This window comes from Streptomyces sp. TS71-3 (genome assembly GCF_018327685.1).
Classification (GTDB): domain Bacteria; phylum Actinomycetota; class Actinomycetes; order Streptomycetales; family Streptomycetaceae; genus Streptomyces.
This window is the reverse complement of the sequence record NZ_BNEL01000003.1, coordinates 1,291,900-1,310,162: the sequence shown is the minus strand read 5'-3', so window position 1 is coordinate 1,310,162 and position 18,263 is coordinate 1,291,900. Positions and strand designations below refer to the sequence as shown.

General features: G+C 71.2%; 17 protein-coding genes. 11 read left to right on the top strand and 6 right to left on the bottom strand.

Annotation, left to right across the window (positions count from 1 at the left end):
* The first annotated feature begins 284 nt into the window (after positions 1–284).
* A complete protein-coding gene (locus Sm713_RS29890; RefSeq protein ID WP_249416787.1) occupies positions 285–2,750 on the top strand; it encodes a SpoIIE family protein phosphatase in 2,466 nt (821 codons plus the stop codon).
* A gap of 176 nt (positions 2,751–2,926) precedes the next feature.
* Here Sm713_RS29890 and Sm713_RS29885 read toward each other — a convergent pair whose 3' ends face one another.
* Positions 2,927–3,685 (bottom strand): dienelactone hydrolase family protein, encoded by a 759-nt coding sequence (locus Sm713_RS29885; RefSeq protein WP_212913096.1) that lies wholly within the window; start codon positions 3,683–3,685, stop codon positions 2,927–2,929.
* Between the two features lie 542 nt (positions 3,686–4,227).
* Between Sm713_RS29885 and Sm713_RS29880 the strand changes: the two genes are divergently transcribed.
* On the top strand, positions 4,228–5,223 hold the full coding sequence (locus Sm713_RS29880) for a TAXI family TRAP transporter solute-binding subunit (RefSeq protein WP_212913095.1): 996 nt from the start codon (positions 4,228–4,230) through the stop codon (positions 5,221–5,223).
* 195 nt (positions 5,224–5,418) lie between these two features.
* On the opposite strand, the gene Sm713_RS29875 is transcribed toward Sm713_RS29880, so the two are convergent.
* Both Sm713_RS29875 and Sm713_RS29870 read right to left on the bottom strand, forming a co-directional pair.
* On the bottom strand, positions 5,419–6,861 hold the full coding sequence (locus tag Sm713_RS29875) for a HAMP domain-containing sensor histidine kinase (protein WP_212913094.1): 1,443 nt from the start codon (positions 6,859–6,861) through the stop codon (positions 5,419–5,421).
* A gap of 9 nt (positions 6,862–6,870) precedes the next feature.
* Positions 6,871–7,593, bottom strand: a complete 723-nt coding sequence (locus tag Sm713_RS29870) for a response regulator transcription factor (RefSeq protein WP_212913093.1) — start codon at positions 7,591–7,593, stop codon at positions 6,871–6,873.
* Between the two features lie 348 nt (positions 7,594–7,941).
* Here Sm713_RS29870 and Sm713_RS29865 point away from each other — a divergent pair, with 348 nt between their 5' ends.
* From Sm713_RS29865 to Sm713_RS29835, 8 genes are all read left to right on the top strand, one after another.
* Positions 7,942–8,718 carry an amino acid ABC transporter ATP-binding protein gene (locus tag Sm713_RS29865; RefSeq protein ID WP_249416786.1) on the top strand — a complete coding sequence of 259 codons (777 nt, stop codon included), beginning with the start codon at positions 7,942–7,944 and terminating at the stop codon, positions 8,716–8,718.
* 154 nt (positions 8,719–8,872) lie between these two features.
* Positions 8,873–9,709, top strand: coding sequence for a glutamate ABC transporter substrate-binding protein (locus tag Sm713_RS29860; protein WP_212913092.1), 837 nt, complete (start codon positions 8,873–8,875; stop codon positions 9,707–9,709).
* Between the two features lie 75 nt (positions 9,710–9,784).
* Positions 9,785–10,453 (top strand): amino acid ABC transporter permease, encoded by a 669-nt coding sequence (locus tag Sm713_RS29855; protein ID WP_212913091.1) that lies wholly within the window; start codon positions 9,785–9,787, stop codon positions 10,451–10,453.
* The gene (locus Sm713_RS29850; RefSeq protein ID WP_212913090.1) at positions 10,450–11,391 is read left to right on the top strand and encodes an amino acid ABC transporter permease; all 942 of its coding nucleotides are present in this window, start codon (positions 10,450–10,452) and stop codon (positions 11,389–11,391) included. The genes Sm713_RS29855 and Sm713_RS29850 overlap by 4 nt, the downstream gene beginning before the upstream one ends.
* A gap of 300 nt (positions 11,392–11,691) precedes the next feature.
* Positions 11,692–13,308, top strand: coding sequence for an FAD-dependent monooxygenase (locus tag Sm713_RS29845; RefSeq protein ID WP_212913089.1), 1,617 nt, complete (start codon positions 11,692–11,694; stop codon positions 13,306–13,308).
* Positions 13,309–13,555: 247 nt separating this feature from the next.
* Complete coding sequence (locus tag Sm713_RS41790) at positions 13,556–13,642, top strand: putative leader peptide (RefSeq protein ID WP_374196131.1); 87 nt, start codon at positions 13,556–13,558, stop codon at positions 13,640–13,642.
* Positions 13,643–13,732: 90 nt separating this feature from the next.
* Positions 13,733–14,293, top strand: coding sequence for a cysteine dioxygenase (locus Sm713_RS29840; RefSeq protein WP_212913088.1), 561 nt, complete (start codon positions 13,733–13,735; stop codon positions 14,291–14,293).
* Positions 14,290–14,697: a rhodanese-like domain-containing protein gene (locus Sm713_RS29835; protein ID WP_249416785.1), complete on the top strand. Its 408-nt coding sequence runs from the start codon at positions 14,290–14,292 to the stop codon at positions 14,695–14,697. Before Sm713_RS29840 ends, Sm713_RS29835 begins: the two co-directional genes overlap by 4 nt.
* 394 nt (positions 14,698–15,091) lie before the next feature.
* Here Sm713_RS29835 and Sm713_RS29830 read toward each other — a convergent pair whose 3' ends face one another.
* Positions 15,092–15,550, bottom strand: a complete 459-nt coding sequence (locus Sm713_RS29830) for a nuclear transport factor 2 family protein (RefSeq protein WP_212913087.1) — start codon at positions 15,548–15,550, stop codon at positions 15,092–15,094.
* A 116-nt stretch (positions 15,551–15,666) separates the two neighbouring features.
* Here Sm713_RS29830 and Sm713_RS29825 point away from each other — a divergent pair, with 116 nt between their 5' ends.
* Positions 15,667–16,260: a TetR/AcrR family transcriptional regulator gene (locus Sm713_RS29825; RefSeq protein ID WP_212913086.1), complete on the top strand. Its 594-nt coding sequence runs from the start codon at positions 15,667–15,669 to the stop codon at positions 16,258–16,260.
* 100 nt (positions 16,261–16,360) lie between these two features.
* On the opposite strand, the gene recX is transcribed toward Sm713_RS29825, so the two are convergent.
* Entirely contained in the window at positions 16,361–17,005 is a 645-nt protein-coding gene (gene recX, locus Sm713_RS29820) for a recombination regulator RecX (RefSeq protein ID WP_212913085.1), read from the bottom strand.
* Positions 17,006–17,008: 3 nt separating this feature from the next.
* On the bottom strand, positions 17,009–18,136 hold the full coding sequence (gene recA, locus Sm713_RS29815; protein WP_212913084.1) for a recombinase RecA: 1,128 nt from the start codon (positions 18,134–18,136) through the stop codon (positions 17,009–17,011).
* Between the last annotated feature and the right edge of the window lie 127 nt (positions 18,137–18,263).

Genomic DNA, 18,263 nt, shown 5'->3' with positions numbered 1-18,263 from the left:
CGCGGTTGCGACGGCGAGCCGATTCGCCCGGCCACGCGCGGCCGGTCGGCTCTGCCCCGAGGCGTTCCGCCGATGTCGCGGCTCTCGCCACCGCACCGGCGGAAGGATGCGTTTCCGCCGAACACCGACCACTTCGATCCCTCGACATGCCGGGCGAGCGGAGCGCCCGCACCGGCCAGGGGCGCCGGGTGAGCTCCAATGATCACCCACGAGAGCCACCCGGGGGCGAACTGGCGCTCTTCACCGGTACACACCACCATGGACAATGTAATAAAATGTAATAAATGCCCCTTTCCTCTGGCATGAAGGCCAGGTACGGGACCATGGACACACCCGGCGACCGCACGTGCGGTCGAATCGCGCCAGGGCTGGCCGGCATACCCGTCGACGCATCCCTCGCCGTGGCGGTGACGGACGAGGCCGGCCGGGTGACCGGCTGGAGCAGCGGAGCCCGGCAGCTGCTCGGGCACACCACTGGTGAGATCGTGGGCAGGCCGGTGGCCGACCTGTTCGTCCCGGACGGTGACGGGGGCGTAGTGGTGCGGCACCGCGACGGCCGGCGGCTGGGTGGCCTGGAGGGGAAGGCGTGTCCGCTCCTGGACGGCGAGCGGGTGTCCGGGCTCCTGCTCATCGCGGCTCCCGAGGACAACGCGCATATGCGCTGGGCGTTCGACCAGTTCCCCAAGGCTCTCGTGATCTACGACCGCGATGGACGGCTGCTGCGGATCAACGACAGCATGGCCCGGGCGATCGGCAGGTCCGAGAGCGCGGTCCGCGGGCTGCGCCTGACCGAGTTCATGCAGGGGCCTTCGTATGAGGAGGCCGAACAGCGGGTCCTCCGTGTGGCGGCGACGGGTGAGCCGGAATACATGGAGCACTTCGTGAAGGTTCCGGGCGAGCCCAGAGCACACGCCTGGGCCGTCCACATCTTTCCGCTCAAGAACGCGGACGGGCAGGCGCGTGCGGTCTGCCTTGAGGCGTTCGACCACTCCCAAGAGCACGGCTCGCGGGAACGGCTGGCCCTGCTGAGCGAGGCCAGGACCCGCATCGGCAGTAGCCTGGACGTGGTGGGCACGGCCCGGGAACTGGCCGATGTCGCCGTGCCGCGCTTCGCCGACTTCGTCACGATCGACCTGCTGGAAGCCGTCATCAGGGGCGAGCTCCCCGCATCGGCCGCGCCCGGCCCAGCCCTCCTGCACCGCGCGGTACACCAGTCCGCCGATCCGCAGGTACACGAGGCCGTACTCTCTCTCGGCGAGATGCACGCCCATCCAACGTCGTCGCCCGTATCCCGTTGCCTGGCCACCGGCCGCGCGGAACTGCACGATGTCAACGACCCCGAAATCGTTCGCTGGCTCGCCGAAGACACCACCCGCGCGGCTCGGAGCCGTCGCTACGGGACACACTCACTGATCGCGATACCGATCCGCGCCCGGGGCACCACCCTCGGCGTGGCCATGTTCTTCCGTCACGCGCGAACCCCCGAACCGTTCACCCCCGATGACCTGACCGTCACCGAGGACCTGGTCGCCAGAGCCGCGATCTGCCTGGACAACGCCCGTCGGTACACCCGCGAACGCGGCATCGCGCTCGCACTGCAACGCAATCTGCTCCCCCGGGGACCGGCCCCGCACACCGCTGTGGAAACAGCCATGCGCTATCGGCCCGCCGGCGGCGAGGCTCAGGCGGGGGGCGACTGGTTCGACGTGATCCCACTGCCCGGTGCCCGGATCGGCCTCGTCGTCGGCGATGTCGTCGGCCACGGCATCAACGCGTCCGCCACCATGGGCCGGCTGCGCACCGCCGTACGCACCCTGGCCGACATCGACCTGCCGCCCGGCGAGCTCCTCACTCACCTCGACGACATCGTGACCCATTCCGCACATGAGGAATCCGCCTACGGTGCGGGCGACATACCGGGCGATGTCGGAGCCACCTGCCTGTACGCCGTCTTCGACCCCGTCTCCCTTACCTGCACCATGGCCAGAGCCGGTCACCCTCCGCCCGTCCTGATCCACCCCGAAGGCACGGCCCAGGTCATCGACCTGCCGGCCGGCCCCCCTCTCGGCCTGGGCAGCCTTCCCTTCGAGTCGACCGAGGTCGAGATGCCCGAAGACAGCCTGTTGGCGCTGTTCACCGACGGACTGGTCGAGGCCCGCAACCGCGATGTCGACACCGGGTACGACATGCTGCTGCGCGCTCTCACCCGGCCCGCACCGTCACTGGAAACCCTCTGCGACAACGTCCTGGAAAGCCTGCGCCCCCGCCCTCAGACCGACGACATGGCCCTGCTCATCGCCCGCGCCAACGCCCTCGGCCCCGACCACGTCGCTTCCTGGGACCTGCCATCCGACCCCGCCGTCGTGGCGGAAGCCCGCAAACACGCCGGTGAACGTCTCAGCGTATGGGGACTGGACGAGGCGGCGTTCACCACTGAACTGGTCGTCAGTGAACTGGTCACCAACGCCATCCGGCATGCCACCGGCCCGATACGACTACGCCTGATCCTTGACCAGGCCCTGATCTGCGAGGTCTCCGACGCCAGCGGCACCACTCCGCGCATGCGCCGCGCCCGCCTCTCGGACGAAGATGGCCGCGGACTCCTCCTCGTCGCGCAGCTCACCGAGCGCTGGGGCACCCGCCCCACCCCGACGGGCAAGGCCATCTGGGCCGAACTGACACCTCGTCAAGCGGATATGAGCACATGTGCCCGCCGAAGCCCGCCTCGTGGCGGAGGATCCGCCCGGTGAGCCCGCCCGGTGGGTCCGGCCGCCGCGCACGGCAATCGGCCTGGCACCGGCCGGGGGCGGGGCGCGGCCGAACACCGCGATGGGGGGCGACAGGCCGGTCAGGACCACGAACGGTCCTCGTCGGACCAGCCGGAAATCCGGCTGGTCCGAGGGGTCCGGCTATCCGAGGGGTCCGGCTATCCGAGGGTCCGGCCGAGCAGGTCGAGGAGGGCCGCCCAGTGCCGCTCGTCGCCGTCCTTGTCGTAGTCGGAGGTGTCCGTCTGGGTGTAGCCGTGGCGCGCGCCGGCATAGACCTCGCAGCGGTGCCGGACGCCCGCCGCGGTCAGCGCGGCTTCCAGGCGCTCGGCCTGCTCAGGCGGCATCGAGGGGTCCTCGTCGGCGTGACCGAAGTACACCTCGGCCGTGACGCGGTCGGCCACCAGGTGGGGGCTGTCCGGGTCCTCGGTCGCGAGCCGGCCGCCGTGGAACCCGGCCGCGGCCGCGACCCGGTCCGGGTACGTGCCGGCCGTGAGCAGGGACAGCCTGGCGCCCAGGCAGTAGCCCGTCAGCCCCACCGGACCGTCGTTGACCAGGGGGGAGTCGGCCAGCCAGGCCAGGTACGCCTTGGCGTCCCGCATCGCCAGGTCCGGCGTGAGGGCCCTCAGCACCGGACCGAGCTGCTCGAACAGGTCGGACCGCGTCGACAGGTCGATGAGCTCGGGCAGCTCGAACACCGGCGTGCGGCCGTGCCGGTAGAAGAGGTTGGGCACGATCACCGAGTAGCCGGCGCCGGCGAGCTTGTCGGCCATCGACCTCAGGTGCGGTCGCAGCCCGAAGGCGTCCGAGTAGAGGAGCACGCCCGGCCGCGGCAGATCGCCGGACGGGTGCGTGAAGTAGGCGTCGGCGGTGCCGTCCTCGGTGACGATGTCGACGGCGGTCCCTTGTACAGATGTCATGACCATTCCTTATGACGCATGTCGAGCTGTTTCACGGTTCGCATGGGGTGGAGTACGGGGGCACGAAGGGGCGCTGCCCGCGGATCGGGGGCGCCCGAGAGTCCGCCGGGCCCGGGTTCGCCCACCGCCTGGACGGTGGCCGCCGGTTGGGTGTCGATGAGGGCTGTCCCGCCCATGACCGGCGGACGGCGGGCGCGGTGCAGGGTACGGCCACGGACCGCGCCGCGGATCGCGGAGCCGAGGGTGAACAGCACGGTGCACAGCGGAGCCTTGCGCGGGGAGTTGGGTATGCCCTGCTGGGGGGATGAGGACAGCACGGCGGAGGGCCCGGTGGAACCACCGTACAGCGCTGCCCCGACGGAAGATCCGGCCCGGTGGGTGCATCCCCGGAACGGGTGAGCACGCGAGCCCGGACGCCCACTGCGCGCGCAAGAAGCGCTGCCCTCTCCGCGGCAGTGGCCGTATGACCGTGCGTGCGGGGCGGTTCGCCGCCCGGCCCCGGGCCCTGGTCCGTACGGGGCCGGGCTGGCAGGATCGCGCGCATGCGTCTGGAATTCTCCCGTCTCGGCAGGGCCCGCGCCCTGGAGGGCTCGGCCGCGGGCCTCGTGGTCCTAGGCTTGCTGCTGTGGTGGCTGCTGCCATGGGGCGAGAGTTCGCCGCATGGCACGGTGGTGATCAGCACGGGCGCCCACAACGGCGTCTACGAGCAGTACGGCGAGCTGCTGAAGGGCGAGCTCCATGACGACATGCCGGACCTGAACGTCCGGTTGACGAACAGTGCGGGCTCCCAGCAGAACGTCGAGCGGGTCGCGACGGGCCAGGCTGACTTCACCATCGCGGCCGCGGACGCCGTCGAGGCGTACCAGCTGCGGAACGGGCCGGGCGCGGCGCACCTGCGCGGCTGTGCCCGGCTCTACGACGACTACGTGCAGCTCGTCGTCCCGCGGCGCTCCTCGGTGCGGTCGATCACGGACCTGCGGGGCAGGACGGTGGCCATCGGGCAGGTCGGTTCGGGCGTGCGGCTGATCGCGGAGCGGGTGCTCAGGGCGGCGAAGCTGGACCCCGCGAAGGACATCCGGGCGCGATCCACCGGCATCGACACCGTGCCCGAGGCCCTGAAGGACAAGAAGATCGACGCCTTCTTCTGGTCGGGCGGCCTGCCGACCGTCTCGGTGGCCAAGCTCTCGGCGAAGGTCGACATCCGTTTCATCCCGCTGGGCAACCTGGTGGACGCGTTGCACCGGCAGGGCGGCGCATCGGCCTACTACCGGTCCTCCGTCATGCCCTCCGACGCGTACCGCAACGCCGAGAAGGACGGACCCGTGGACACCCTCGCGGTGGCGAACCTGCTGGTCACCACGGACCGGATGGACGACGAGCTGACCGAGCGCGTGACCCGTTCGGTGATCGACAGCCGGGACCGGATCGGCAACCGGGTGCACGCGGCACAGAAGGTCGACCTCCGTACCGCCCTCTACACGGACCCGCTCACGCTGGACGCCGGTGCCAGCCGCTATTACCGCTCGGTCAAGCCCTGAACGCCCCGGACCGGCGGGAACGACCGCGACAACCGGAACGGCCGAAAGAACCGGAACGATCGCACGAACCGGAACCGTTGCGGGAGCCGGAACCGTTGCCACAGCCGGAACGGCCGCAACGATCGGAATGACCGGAGGGAGCCCGCGGGCCCCGGCCGGAGGCAGAGGCGCGACCCACGGGCGGCCCGGGCGCCCTCACGCCCTGGGCGCACCGCGGGGCACCCGCACGGTCACCTTCAGCCCCCGCGGCTCGTGGTGGGTGTACTCCAGGGCGCCGCCGCCGGCCGCGAGCAGGGCCCGGGTGATGGACAGGCCCAGTCCCGAGCCGTGGACGTTCTGGTGGCGGCTGCTGCGCCAGAACCGGTCGCCGATCCGGGCGAGTTCGTCCTCGGTGAGGCCGGGTCCGCCGTCGGTGACCACGATCGTGGACGTCTCGCCGTTCGAGGAGACCGTGACCGCGACCTCCTCGCCCGGCGGGGTGAACTTGAGGGCGTTGTCTATCACCGCGTCCAGCGCGCTGGACAGCGCGATCGGATCGGCCCAGGCGGTGACGGCCGGGCACTGCCCCGTCAGGCGCACGCCCTTCTCGTCGGCGACGGGGCGCCAGGCGTCGACGCGCTCGGCCGCCAGTTCCCCGATGTCGGTGAGCTCCAGGTCGGCGTCGGCGTGCTCGGCGAGCGCCAGGTCGAGCAGGTCGTCGAGCACCTGGGCGAGGCGCTTGCCCTCCGTGCGCACCGAGGCGATCTCCTCGTTGCCCTCGGGGAGGTCGAGGGCGAGCAGGTCGATGCGGAGCAGCAGCGCGGAGAGCGGGTTGCGCAACTGGTGGGAGGCGTCGGCGACGAAGGCGCGCTGCTGCTCCAGAACGCCTTCCACGTTGTCGGCCATCTCGTTGAACGACCTGGCCAGGCGCCTGAGTTCGGGCGGACCGCCGGCCTCCGCGACGCGGGACTTCAGGCGTCCGGTGGCGATGTCGTGGGTGGTGATGTCGAGCACCCGAACCGGGCGCAGCACCCAGCCGGTCAGGCGCAGGGCGGCGCCCACCGCGACCAGCATGGCGGCGAACTCGCCTGCGGCGATGAGCAGCCAGCCCCGCAGGATCTTGCCCCGCATGGCGTCGGTGGGCGACTCGGTGACGACGACCGAGACGACGTCGCCGTCGCGGACGACGGGCGTGGCGACCACGAGCCGGCCGTGCTCCCAGGGCCAGACCTGCTCGGGGTCGTGCCCGGGGCGGGACGCGAGGGCCACGTCGAAGGTGCTGCGGAGGTCGCCGGTCTTCGGCAGGTCCCATTCCGGGGGCGCCGCGGCGATGGGGGCGCCGTTCCGGTCGAAGACGCCCACCTTGATCCCGTACACCTGGTAGTAGCGGGTGAGCTCCTTCCTGAGGGTCTCCTCCCGCTCGTCCGGAGGGGCGGACCGCACCGTCCTGCCGGGCGGCAGGATCACGGTCGTGCCCGGGTTCGGCACGCCCTGCTTGATGTACTGGGCGAGGGAGGCGAAGCGGGCGGTGTCGTCGATGCGGTCGACGACGACCTTCTGCTGCTGGCTGCTGGCCATGCTGATCGCGAGCGGCATGCCGAGCGCGATCAGCATGGCCGCCATCAGGATGATGAGGAGCGGGAGGAGTCTGGTGCGCACGCCGCCCCGCTACGACGCCGGGGGGACGAGCCGGTAGCCCACACCCCGCACGGTCTCGATGAGGGACGGCATGGCCAGCTTGGAGCGCAGCGAGGCCACGTGCACCTCCAGCGTGCGCCCCGTCCCCTCCCAGCTGGTGCGCCACACCTCGCTGATGATCTGCTCCCTGCGGAAGACCACCCCGGGCCGCTGCGCGAGCAGCGCCAGCAGGTCGAACTCCTTGCGGGTCAGCGACACGGCCCCACCGTTCACACTCACCGCGCGGGTCAGCAGGTCGACCTGGACGGGGCCGAAGTGCAGATCCGTCTCGGCCGGTGCCGGCTCGCCGTCGCCGGGCGCCTTGCCCGCCCCGGCGAGCCCAGGGCGCCGGATGACCGCGTGGATACGGGCGATCAACTCGCCCGTGTCGTAGGGCTTCACGATGTAGTCGTCGGCGCCGAGGTTGAGGCCGTGGATGCGGGAGCGCACGTCGGAGCGGGCGGTCACCATGATCACGGGGATGCTGGCGCGTGCGCGGATCTTGCCGCAGACCTCGTAGCCGTCCTGATCGGGCAGGCCGAGGTCGAGCAGCACGACGCCGAAGGGGTCCTGCGCGGTCGCGGGGCTCGGCAGCAGCGCGCGCAGCGCCTCGTCGCCGCTGCGGGCGTGCACGACGGTGAAGCCGTGCCGTCTCAGGATCGCCGACACGGCGGCGGCCACGTGGTTGTCGTCCTCGACGAGCAGCAGTCTCACCCCGGCCCCCCTTCTGTCGGTCGTCTGTCCGGGCGCCCGAACATGCTCCCGTTCGCCCCCTGTTCCCGAGCCCGTACCCCGGAACCCGGTGGTCGGCCCCGTATCCCGCGCGTGGAGGGCCCTTCCTAAGAAGGCATCCACGCCGATACCCCGGGACGGCGTCAAGAGCGCGTGGCCCGGCGGAGGGTTCCGTTACGGACCCGGTACGGTACGCGACCCCAGCGGCGATCACCCACCGCGCACGGTTGCTACCGGATCGTTATCCTCAATTCTCCCTCAGATGTAATGCGCCTTGATCTGAGGGGTTATTACTGTCCTCCCAACCGAGGAGGACGGAGCAAAAGGCCGATGACGGAAGTTTCGGTTACCAAGGCCGACGCCGTGTCCGTGGCCGACCTGGTCGTGCTGCGAGACGTCAACAAGCACTTCGGCGCGTTGCATGTCCTCCAGGACATCGACCTGACCATCGCCCGCGGGGAGGTGGTCGTGGTCATCGGGCCGTCCGGCTCGGGCAAGTCGACGCTGTGCCGGACGATCAACCGCCTGGAGACCATAGATTCGGGCGCCATCACCATCGACGGCATCCCGCTGCCGGCGGAGGGCAGGGAACTGGCCCGGCTCCGTGCCGACGTGGGCATGGTCTTCCAGTCCTTCAACCTCTTCGCGCACAAGACGGTGCTGGAGAACGTGACGCTCGGCCAGGTCAAGGTCCGCAGGACGGACCGGAGGAAGGCCGAGGAGAAGGCGCGCGCGCTCCTGGACCGCGTGGGGGTGGGCTCGCAGGCGGACAAGTACCCCGCCCAGCTCTCCGGCGGACAGCAGCAGCGCGTGGCCATCGCCCGCGCGCTCGCGATGGACCCGAAGGTCATGCTCTTCGACGAGCCGACCTCCGCGCTCGACCCCGAGATGATCAACGAGGTCCTCGAGGTCATGCGGCAACTCGCCAGGGACGGCATGACGATGATCGTCGTCACCCACGAGATGGGGTTCGCCCGTTCGGCTGCCAACCGGGTCGTCTTCATGGCGGACGGCAGGATCGTCGAAGAGGCTGTGCCGGACCAGTTCTTCAGCAATCCGCGCAGCGACCGCGCCAAGGACTTCCTCTCGAAGATCCTGCACCACTGAGACGGAAGCGGCCGGCCCCTCGTGCCCGGCCCCGCCCGGAGGCTCCGCAGTCCGCCGTCCGGGCGCCACTTCGCTCCAGCCGGCGGCACGCCGCCCGCGGCCGTGCCGGCCGCGCCGAACCCGCTGATCGCGCCGACGCAAAAGGATGTTCACCATGAAGCTTCAGAAGGTCACCGCGACGGCCGCCGTCGTGCTCTCACTCGCCGTCACCGCGACCGCCTGCGGTTCGAGCAAGGACGACAACAGCGGTTCCGGCGGTGGAAGCAAGATCACCGTCGGCATCAAGTTCGACCAGCCGGGCCTCGGCCAGAAGAAGGCGGACGGCTCCTTCGCCGGCTTCGACGTCGACGTGGCCAGCTACGTCGCCAAGCAGCTGGGGTACGCCGCGAAGGACATCGAGTGGAAGGAGACCCCGAGCGCCGACCGGGAGAACGCGCTGGCGCGCGGGGACGTCGACTTCATCGTCGCCACCTACTCCATCACCCCCGAGCGCGAGCAGAAGGTCGCCTTCGCCGGCCCCTACCTGCTGGCGCACCAGGACCTGCTGGTCCGCAAGGACGAGAACATCAGCACGGGCACGGACCTGAACGGCAAGAAGCTCTGCTCGGTGACGGGCTCGACGTCCGCGCAGAACATCAAGGAGAGCATCGCCCCCAAGGCGAACCTCAAGCAGTACGGCACCTACTCGGAGTGCCTCGACGGGCTCGTCGGCGGCGCCGTGGACGCCCTGACCACGGACGACTCGATCCTCGCGGGCTACGCCTCCCAGGAGCAGTACAAGGGCAAGGTCAAGCTGGCCGGGCTCAAGCTCAGCAACGAGAACTACGGCATCGGCGTCAAGAAGGGCGACACCAAGCTCAAGGGCCAGATCAACGACGCCCTGGAGAAGATGGTGTCGGACGGTTCCTGGGACAAGGCCGTGAAGGCCAACTTCGGCCCCGCCGGCTACAAGAACGAGCCCGCCCCGAAGATCGGCGCCATCGTCAGGTAACAGCAGGAACGGGGGGTGTGCCGTGCTCGGGCAGGGCACACCACCGTCTCGACACACGCGGAAGCGCGGGAGATCGTGTTCGACTTTCTTGAAGGCTACGACGTGCTGGGGGCGTTCTGGACGACCGTCCAGTTGACGTTCTTCGCCGCCATCGGCTCGCTCATATGGGGCACGATCCTCGCGGGGATGCGTGTCAGCCCCGTTCCGCTGATGCGTGCCTTCGGCACCGTCTACGTGAACGTGTTCCGGAACATCCCCCTCACCGTCATCATCGTGTTCACCTCACTCGGCCTCGCCGACGTCTTCGGGATCACCCTCGGAGTGCCGGACGACTTCGACGCGCTCGGCTTCCGGCTCGCCGTGCTGGGCCTGATCCTCTACACGTCCACCTTCGTCTGCGAGTCACTGCGCGCCGGCATCAACACCGTTCCGGTGGGCCAGGCGGAGGCGGCGCGGGCCCTCGGGCTGGGCTTCACCCAGGTGCTCAGGCTGATCGTGCTCCCCCAGGCCTTCCGCTCGGTGATCGGCCCGCTGGCCAACGTCCTGATCGCGCTGACCAAGAACACCACGGTGGCGGCGGCCATCGGCGTGGGAGAGGCCGCACTGCTGATGAAGGAGATGATCGAGAACGAGGCGCAGCTGCTGCTGATCTCGCTGGTCTTCGCCCTCGGCTTCGTGGTCCTCACCCTGCCCACCGGCCTGATCCTCGGCTGGCTCGGCAAGCGGCTGGCGGTGAAGCGATGAGCTCCGTCCTCTACGACGCGCCGGGCCCCCGCGCCCGGCGGCGCAACGTCCTCTACACGGTCGTCTTCCTGGCCCTGCTGGTGCTCCTCGGGTGGTGGGCCCTGGGGGTGCTGTCCGACAAGGGCCAGCTCGCCTGGGTGAAGTGGAGCCCGTTCTTCACCGAGGCCCAGGCCTGGACGACCTACCTGCTGCCCGGCCTCGCCAACACCCTGAAGGCGGCCGCCCTCGCGGTGGTGATCGCCCTTCCGCTGGGCGCGGTCTTCGGCGTCGCCCGGCTCTCCGACCACGCCTGGGTACGGGTGCCCGCCGGTGTGGTCGTGGAGTTCTTCCGCGCCATCCCGGTGCTGCTGCTGATGGTTTTCGCCAATCAGCTCTACTCGGAGTCGACGAGCGTCAGCACCGACTCCCGCCCGCTGTACGCGGTGGTGACGGGTCTCGTGCTGTACAACGCCTCGGTGCTCGCCGAGGTGGTACGCGCGGGCATCCTGGCGCTGCCCAGGGGGCAGACGGAGGCGGCCCAGGCGATCGGGCTCCGCAAGGGCCAGACCATGGCGTCGATCCTGCTGCCGCAGGCCGTGACCATCATGCTGCCGGCGCTCATCAGCCAGCTCGTGGTCATCGTGAAGGACACCGCACTCGGCGGCGCCATGCTGAACTTCACGGATCTGCTGGACGCGCGCAAGACGCTGGCCGCGAACTACGCCAACGTCATCCCGAGCTTCGTCATCGTCGCGGTGGTCTTCATCGTCCTCAACCTCCTGCTGACCACGCTGGCCTCCCGGCTGGAGCGCAGGCTGCGGCGCAGCAAGCGCGGCACGGGCGCGGTGCTCGGCGCCCAGGCCGTGGGCGAGCTCAACGCCGGCGGCGAGGCACCGGACACCATGATGGTTCCGCAGATCCGGGTTCCCGGTCAGGGCACGGCCGGCAAGACGCCCTGAGCCAGCGGTTCCCGTTCCGGTGGAGTGCGGACCGCAGGCACGGGCTCCCCGGACCGAGGCGCTCCGGGTGCCGGCCAGGTTGCCCCGGCCGGCGTGGCGCACCGCCCCACGCCGGCCGCCGCATGGCCGGGATGCACACGGACGGAGGCACCGGTGATCGCGCCGGTGCCTCCGTCGCTTGACGGAGGCACCCCCAGTGGGTTGCATACGTTCTGTGATCGCGCACCCTGCACCTCCCTGTCCGACAGCACATCTCCTCACGAGGCTCAGGACTCCGCACCGGGCAGGGAGCGCCACGCCGTGGACCCGGTGATCATCGTCGGCGCCGGGCCCGTCGGGCTCGCGCTCGCCCTCGGCCTCGCCCGCCAGGGCGTGCCGTCCGTGGTCCTCGACGAGGGCAACGGCAAGCCCGAGCCACGGCCGGCGCGCACGGTCGTACTGCGCGAGGACACGGCCGCGCTGGCCGAGCGGCTGGCGGGCACCCGGCTCGCGGGCCTCGGTGCCTACTGGACCGGCTGGCGGAGTTTACGGCGCAAGCAGGTGATGCGCGAGGTCACCTTCGGCCCCGAACGGCCCGCCCCGCTGCACATCGCCCAGCACGCCCTGACCGCGGTCCTGCGCGACGCCGCTGCCGGGGCCCACCTGGTGAAGATCGCCACGGAGAGCCGCCTCGACTCCGTCGAGCAGGAGACGACGGGCGTGACCGCGCACACCCGCGGCCCCCGCGGCACCTGGTGGCGCGGCAGCCACCTGGTGGGCTGCGACGGGTCGCGCTCGACCGTGCGCAAGCTGCTGGACATCCGCTTCCCGGGGCGCACCGGCGTGGAGCGCCACGCCGTCGCGGCGCTGCGTGCCGAACTCCCCTGGCCCGGCCAGGCGGTGCTGCACCGTATGCCGCCCTGGCGGCTGGGGACCAGCGAGGTGACGGCCCGTCCGCTGCCCGGCAACGTCTGGCGCCTGGACTGGCTGCTGCCGCCGCGCAGCGAACTCGTCACCCCGGAGGCGCTGGTGGCGCGCGTACGGGAGACCCTGGCCGGCTGGTGCGGAGGCGACACGCCGCCCTACGAACTGCTCGACACGGGAGTCCACACCGTCCACCACCGGCTGGCCCGCCGCTGGCGCTCCGGCCGGGTCCTCCTCGCCGGGGACGCCGCCCACCTGCTCGGCGCGCTCGGCACCCACGGCGTCGACGAGGGGCTGCGCGACGCCGACAACCTCGCGTGGAAGCTCGCCCACGCCTGGCACCACGGCCACGGCGACGCGCTGCTCGACAGCTACCAGACCGAGCGCCGCGCCATCGTGGCCGCCCGGTTGCGCGCCGCCGACCAGGCGCTGCCGATACTGCGCGGCGGAGGGGGCCTGCGGGCCCACATGCCGGGCTCGGCCCGGGGGCAGGACATGCTGCTCACCGACGGCCACCTGGGGAGCGGGGCGCTCGGCGCGCCGGGCTCCTACGCCGCCTCGCCACTGGCTCCGGCGCGCAGCGAGGCCGAGGTGGAGACCGCCACGCCCCGGGGTTCGCTGACCGCCGACGTCCAGGTGACCGCGGAGGACGGCACCTTCGTACGGCTGCACGACCGGCTGGGCCTCGGCCGCCTGATGGTCGTCCTCGTCGCCCCTGGCACGGGGGTGTGGGCCCGCGAGCACTGGGTCGGCGCGGGGGTCATGCCCCGGCTCGCGGCCGCCGTGACCGCGCTCCCCCACCCTGCCGAACTCCTCGTCGCCGAGAACTATCCGGGGGCCGCGGCCCACACCGTGCTGCTGATCCGCCCGGACGGCCACCTCGTGGCGGCGTTCGGGGGCGTGCATCCCGGCGCGCTGTACGCGGCCGCGGAGACTGCGCTGGGGGGTGCGCGCGAGACCGCCGCCGCGCAGCCGCGCCAGATCGGCGGCGGGCAGGGAGGGGAGCGGGCGTGAGATCGGGGTGCGTGTGCTCGGGGGATGCGTGAACTCCGGGGACGCGCTAATCCGGTGGGCAGGGGCGCCTGGTGGGTGCGTGAAGCCGCCGAGGGTGCGTGAAGCCGCTGACCCTCGGTAAGCCAGGAGCGCGCGGGGCGCGCGAGAGACTCTCGCGCGCCCTATTTCCGGCGTGTCCCCCACATCCCCCACTCGCCCGTCGCGACCCAGTTGACCTGCGGTCTTCACCCATGGTGTACTCCGCTTCATGACCGACACAGCTGTGTACCTCTGGCGCCGGGTCCATATGGACCTCGTCCGCTACGTCGGCTGCGTATGTCTTCCGTCCGCCTGAATTCGCCTCTCCCCCTCACGCGTCACGCGTGTCCCGCACCACCCCGTATCCGGGGCGTGCGCGGTCCAGCGAACTCTCCGGACGGATCTGATGTCTCTCCCCCTCTCCCCGGCCTCCCCTTCTCCTGCCACCGACAGCGGCCGTGAAGCGGCCACCCACGCCCCGACGGCCGCCGAGCTCCTCGACTTCGTGCGCCGCACCGCCGAGGACGCCGAGCTGATCGCCTCCCTGCCGCTCGACCCCGAGGGCCGTACATGGGTGCGCCTCGAAGGCCCGGCGGGCAGCGAAGCCTGGCTCATCGGCTGGCCGCCCGGCACCGGCACCGGCTGGCACGACCACGCCGACTCCGTCGGCGCCTTCCTCACCGCCTCGGGTGAGCTGATCGAGAACTCCCTGGCCGCACGGCTCCCCACCGACGGCTGGCAGACCCTGGAGCTCACCGAGGGCGTCGACCGCACCCGGCAGCTGACCTCCGGCAAGGGCCGCGCCTTCGGCAGGCACCATGTGCACGAGGTCCTCAACGAGTCCGTGAGCGAGCACGCCATCTCCGTGCACGCCTACTACCCACCGCTTCCGCAGATTCGCCGTTACAGCCGCACCGGCCAGATCCTCAGGCTGGAGCAGGTCGAACGTCCGGAGGACTGGCAGTGAGCACCAGGGACCACGCACCCGTCTCCATCGACGACCACCTGGAGCGGGTCCGCTCCGGCCTCGACCGCGTCGAGGCCCCGGACGCCCACGCCGCCGCCGGGTCCGGTGACGCGCTGCTGGTGGACATCCGGTACGCGGCGCTCCGGGAGCGCGACGGGCTGATCCCCGGTGCGCTCGTCGTCGAACGCAACGAGCTGGAATGGCGTCTCGACCCGCAGGGCAGCCACCGCCTCCCCGAGGCCGAGGGCCATGACCTGCGGGTCGTGGTGATCTGCAACGAGGGCTACGCCTCCAGCCTGGCGGCGGCGTCCCTGCGGCAGCTCGGGCTGCACCGGGCGACCGATCTGGTGGGCGGGTTCCAGGCGTGGCGGGCGGCGGGCCTGCCGGTGACACCCGCTCCCTGACCCGGCGCCCACCCGATGCGGCCGCCACCCGGCACGGGAGCCGGCTGCTAGGTCGTGTCCGGCGGATCTTCGTGGATCAGCCTGCGGCGTCTGGTGCCGTGCATCGCAAGGCGGAGGATCATCCTCGTACTGGGCGTACCCGGATGACTCCGACAACGCGGCGAGGTGCGGTACTGGGGGCACTCCCCCACTGCCCTGAACGGGCGTGGGAGGTACCCCCACCCACGCCCTTCAGGCAGTGGGGGAGTCGCGGGCCCACGAAGATCCGCCGGACACGGCCTAGCGGCACGCCGCGGGCAGCCGGCGGCAGCGGCGAGGGCACCGCGGCTCTCCGTCGCGGACACCACCGCCTCACCGACGCGGACCCGCCGCCGCTCCGAAGTGCTCCGTCGCCTCACTGGAGCGGAAACGGCACCCCGTGCTCGGCCTCCGGGCGAGGGCCGAAGATGCGCCGCTCGCTCTCGTCGATGCGGAGGTCGTTGATGCTGGCCTCGCGGCGGCGCATCAGCCCCTCGTCGGTGAACTCCCACAGCTCGTTGCCGTAGCTGCGCCACCACTGCCCCGAGGCGTCATGGCACTCGTACTGGTATCGCACGGCGATCCTGTCGCCGGTGAAGCTCCAGAGTTCCTTGCGGAGGGCGTAGTCGAGCTCCCTGGACCACTTGTCGCGCAGGAAGGCGACGATCTGGTCCCGGCCGGTGACGAAGCGATCGCGGTTCCGCCAGACGGAGTCCTCGGTGTAGGCGAGCGACACGCGCTCGGGATCGCGGGTGTTCCACGCGTCCTCGGCGGCCTGGATCTTCTGGCGCGCGGTCTGCTCGTCGAACGGCGGGAACGGGGGCCTGGCCGTCATGGGTGTCCTCTCGTCAAGCGGGGTCCCGGCAGTGGGGCGGGAAGCGGAGAACGTCCGTTCTTCCGGTGATCGGATAGTCTAGAGAACGGGCGTTCTCAGCGGTAGCGGGAGAGGCTGTGGATGACGAAGAGGCCCGGATACGGCTGCTGGACGCCGCCGAGCGGCTGTTCTACCGGCGGGGGATACAGGCGGTCGGCATGGACGACCTGCGTGCCGCTGCCGGAGTGTCGCTGAAGCGGCTGTACCAGTGCTTCGGCTCCAAGCAGGAGCTGGTGGAGGCATATCTGCGCCGCCGGGACGGCCGCTGGCGCGCGGCGCTCTTCGACTATGTGGACGGCCACTCCGAGGCGCCGGAGGAGCGGCCGCTCGCGGTCTTCGACTGGCTGTACTCCTGGTGTGCGGATCCCGACTTCCGGGGCTGCGCCTTCATCAACTCGTTCGGTGAGCTGGGTGCCGTCTCCGATGGGGTGACCCAGGCGGCGCGCGATCACAAGCAGGCCGTCCACGACGGCGTACTCCGGCTCACGCGCGAGCTGCCCGTGACCGATCCGGTGGCGCTGGCCACGCAGTTGCTGCTGCTGATCGACGGGGCAATCACCACGGCCGCGATCAGCGGCGACCCGGAGGCGGCCCGGCATGCGCGGCGCGCGGCGGAGGTTTTGCTCGCGGCCGCCTCGGCACCGAGCGCGGTCTCCGGTTCCCAGAGCTGAGGCTGCCCGGATCCCCAAGTGGGTGGGGACCCTCTCAGCGGGTGGGGATCCCCTCAGCGGGGTGGGGATCCTCTCAAAGGGCCCCTCGGAAAGGACCCCCTCAGAAGGGTTCATCCCCCAGTCCCTCGGTGTCCTCGCCCTCCTCCTCCAGGGCGCGCCGGACCACCCGGAGCGCCATGCCTTCCGAGTAGCCCTTCCGCGCCAGCATGCCCGCGAGGCGGCGCAGCCGCTTGTCGGGGTCGAGGCCGCGCGTGGAGCGGAGTTTACGGACGACCAGCTCCCGGGCCGTCTGCTCCTCCTGCTCGGAGTCGAGTTGCCCGACCGCCTCGTCGATCAGCGCCTTGTCGACGCCCTTGGTCCGCAGCTCCTGTGCGAGGGCGCGCCTGGCCAGGCCGCGGCCGTGGTGGCGGGACTCCACCCACGCCTCGGCGAAGGCGCCGTCGTCGATCAGCCCCACCTCCTCGAACCGGGCCAGGGCCTCCTCCACGGCGTCTTCGGGGATCTCACGGCGGCGGAGGGCGTCGGCGAGCTGCTTGCGGGTGCGCGGGGTCCCGGTGAGCAGGCGCAGGCAGATCGCCTTCGCCCGCTCCACCGGGTCCGCGGGCGGTGCCTCTTTCCCGGCCCTCGACGGGAAAGAGGCACCGCGGTCCTGTTCCGCCGCCGGCCGGGGGCTGCCGGCGGTGTGGCCGCGGCCTGTGGCGCCGGACGGCTCCAGGGGCTCCGGCCAGTCGGTGCGCCGCGTCATGGGCTAGCTCTTGGCCGCGGCGGCCTTGGCCTTGGGCGCCTTGACGGCCGCTGCCGGCGCGGCCTTGGGGGCGTCCGGGACGGCGGCGGCGAGCGGGGCGTCCGCAGCAGCGGGCTCCGCCTCCGGGGTATCCGGCTTCACGCCCACGCCGAGCTTCTCCTTGATCTTCCGCTCGATCTCGTTCGCGAGGTCGGGGTTGTCCCTCAGGAAATTGCGGGCGTTCTCCTTGCCCTGGCCGAGCTGGTCGCCCTCGTACGTGTACCAGGCGCCGGCCTTGCGGACGAAGCCGTTCTCGACGCCCATGTCGATCAGGCCGCCCTCGCGGCTGATGCCCTGGCCGTAGAGGATGTCGAACTCGGCCTGCTTGAAGGGGGGCGCGACCTTGTTCTTGACGACCTTGACGCGGGTGCGGTTGCCGACCGCCTCCGTGCCGTCCTTCAGGGTCTCGATACGGCGGATGTCGATGCGCACCGAGGCGTAGAACTTCAGGGCGCGGCCGCCGGTCGTGGTCTCCGGGGAGCCGAACATCACGCCGATCTTCTCGCGGAGCTGGTTGATGAAGATCGCGGTGGTCTTGGACTGGTTGAGCGCGCTGGTGATCTTGCGGAGCGCCTGGCTCATCAGGCGGGCCTGGAGGCCGACGTGCGAGTCGCCCATCTCGCCCTCGATCTCCGCGCGGGGCACGAGGGCGGCGACGGAGTCGATCACGATCAGGTCGAGCGCGCCGGAGCGGACGAGCATGTCGGTGATCTCGAGCGCCTGCTCGCCGTTGTCCGGCTGAGAGAGGATCAGGTTGTCGATGTCGACGCCCAGCTTCTTCGCGTACTCGGGGTCGAGGGCGTGCTCCGCGTCCACGAACGCCACCTGGCCGCCCGCCTTCTGGGCGTTGGCCACGGCGTGCAGCGTCAGGGTGGTCTTGCCGGAGGACTCCGGGCCGTACACCTCCACGACGCGGCCGCGCGGCAGACCGCCGACGCCGAGGGCGACGTCGAGCGCGGTCGACCCGGTGGGGATGACCTCGATGGGCTCGTTCGGCCGCTCCCCGAGGCGCATCACCGCGCCCTTGCCGAATTGCCGTTCAATCTGCGCGAGGGCGGCGTCGAGGGCCTTCTCGCGGTCAGTACCTGCCATGGGTTCCACCCGGTTTGCTTGAGTCGATCGCTTCACGTCCTAGACGCTAACGCCTGCCACTGACAACGCGTCTCGACGCCCGCCCGGCCTGTGGATAACTCGCGTGGTTCCGGGGGGTGTCGGGCGG

Bases quoted from the DNA above. Each gene is read 5' to 3' on its own strand.
- Sm713_RS29860 (WP_212913092.1), top strand. From the start codon at position 8,873: ATGAAGCTTCAGAAGGTCACCGCGACGGCCGCCGTCGTGCTCTCACTC.
- Sm713_RS29885 (WP_212913096.1), bottom strand. From the start codon at position 3,685: ATGACATCTGTACAAGGGACCGCCGTCGACATCGTCACCGAGGACGGC.
- Sm713_RS29850 (WP_212913090.1), top strand. From the start codon at position 10,450: ATGAGCTCCGTCCTCTACGACGCGCCGGGCCCCCGCGCCCGGCGGCGC.
- Sm713_RS41790 (WP_374196131.1), top strand. From the start codon at position 13,556: ATGACCGACACAGCTGTGTACCTCTGGCGCCGGGTCCATATGGACCTC.
- Sm713_RS29880 (WP_212913095.1), top strand. From the start codon at position 4,228: ATGCGTCTGGAATTCTCCCGTCTCGGCAGGGCCCGCGCCCTGGAGGGC.
- Sm713_RS29865 (WP_249416786.1), top strand. From the start codon at position 7,942: ATGACGGAAGTTTCGGTTACCAAGGCCGACGCCGTGTCCGTGGCCGAC.
- Sm713_RS29890 (WP_249416787.1), top strand. From the start codon at position 285: ATGCCCCTTTCCTCTGGCATGAAGGCCAGGTACGGGACCATGGACACA.
- recA (WP_212913084.1), bottom strand. From the start codon at position 18,136: ATGGCAGGTACTGACCGCGAGAAGGCCCTCGACGCCGCCCTCGCGCAG.
- recX (WP_212913085.1), bottom strand. From the start codon at position 17,005: ATGACGCGGCGCACCGACTGGCCGGAGCCCCTGGAGCCGTCCGGCGCC.
- Sm713_RS29830 (WP_212913087.1), bottom strand. From the start codon at position 15,550: ATGACGGCCAGGCCCCCGTTCCCGCCGTTCGACGAGCAGACCGCGCGC.
- Sm713_RS29840 (WP_212913088.1), top strand. From the start codon at position 13,733: ATGTCTCTCCCCCTCTCCCCGGCCTCCCCTTCTCCTGCCACCGACAGC.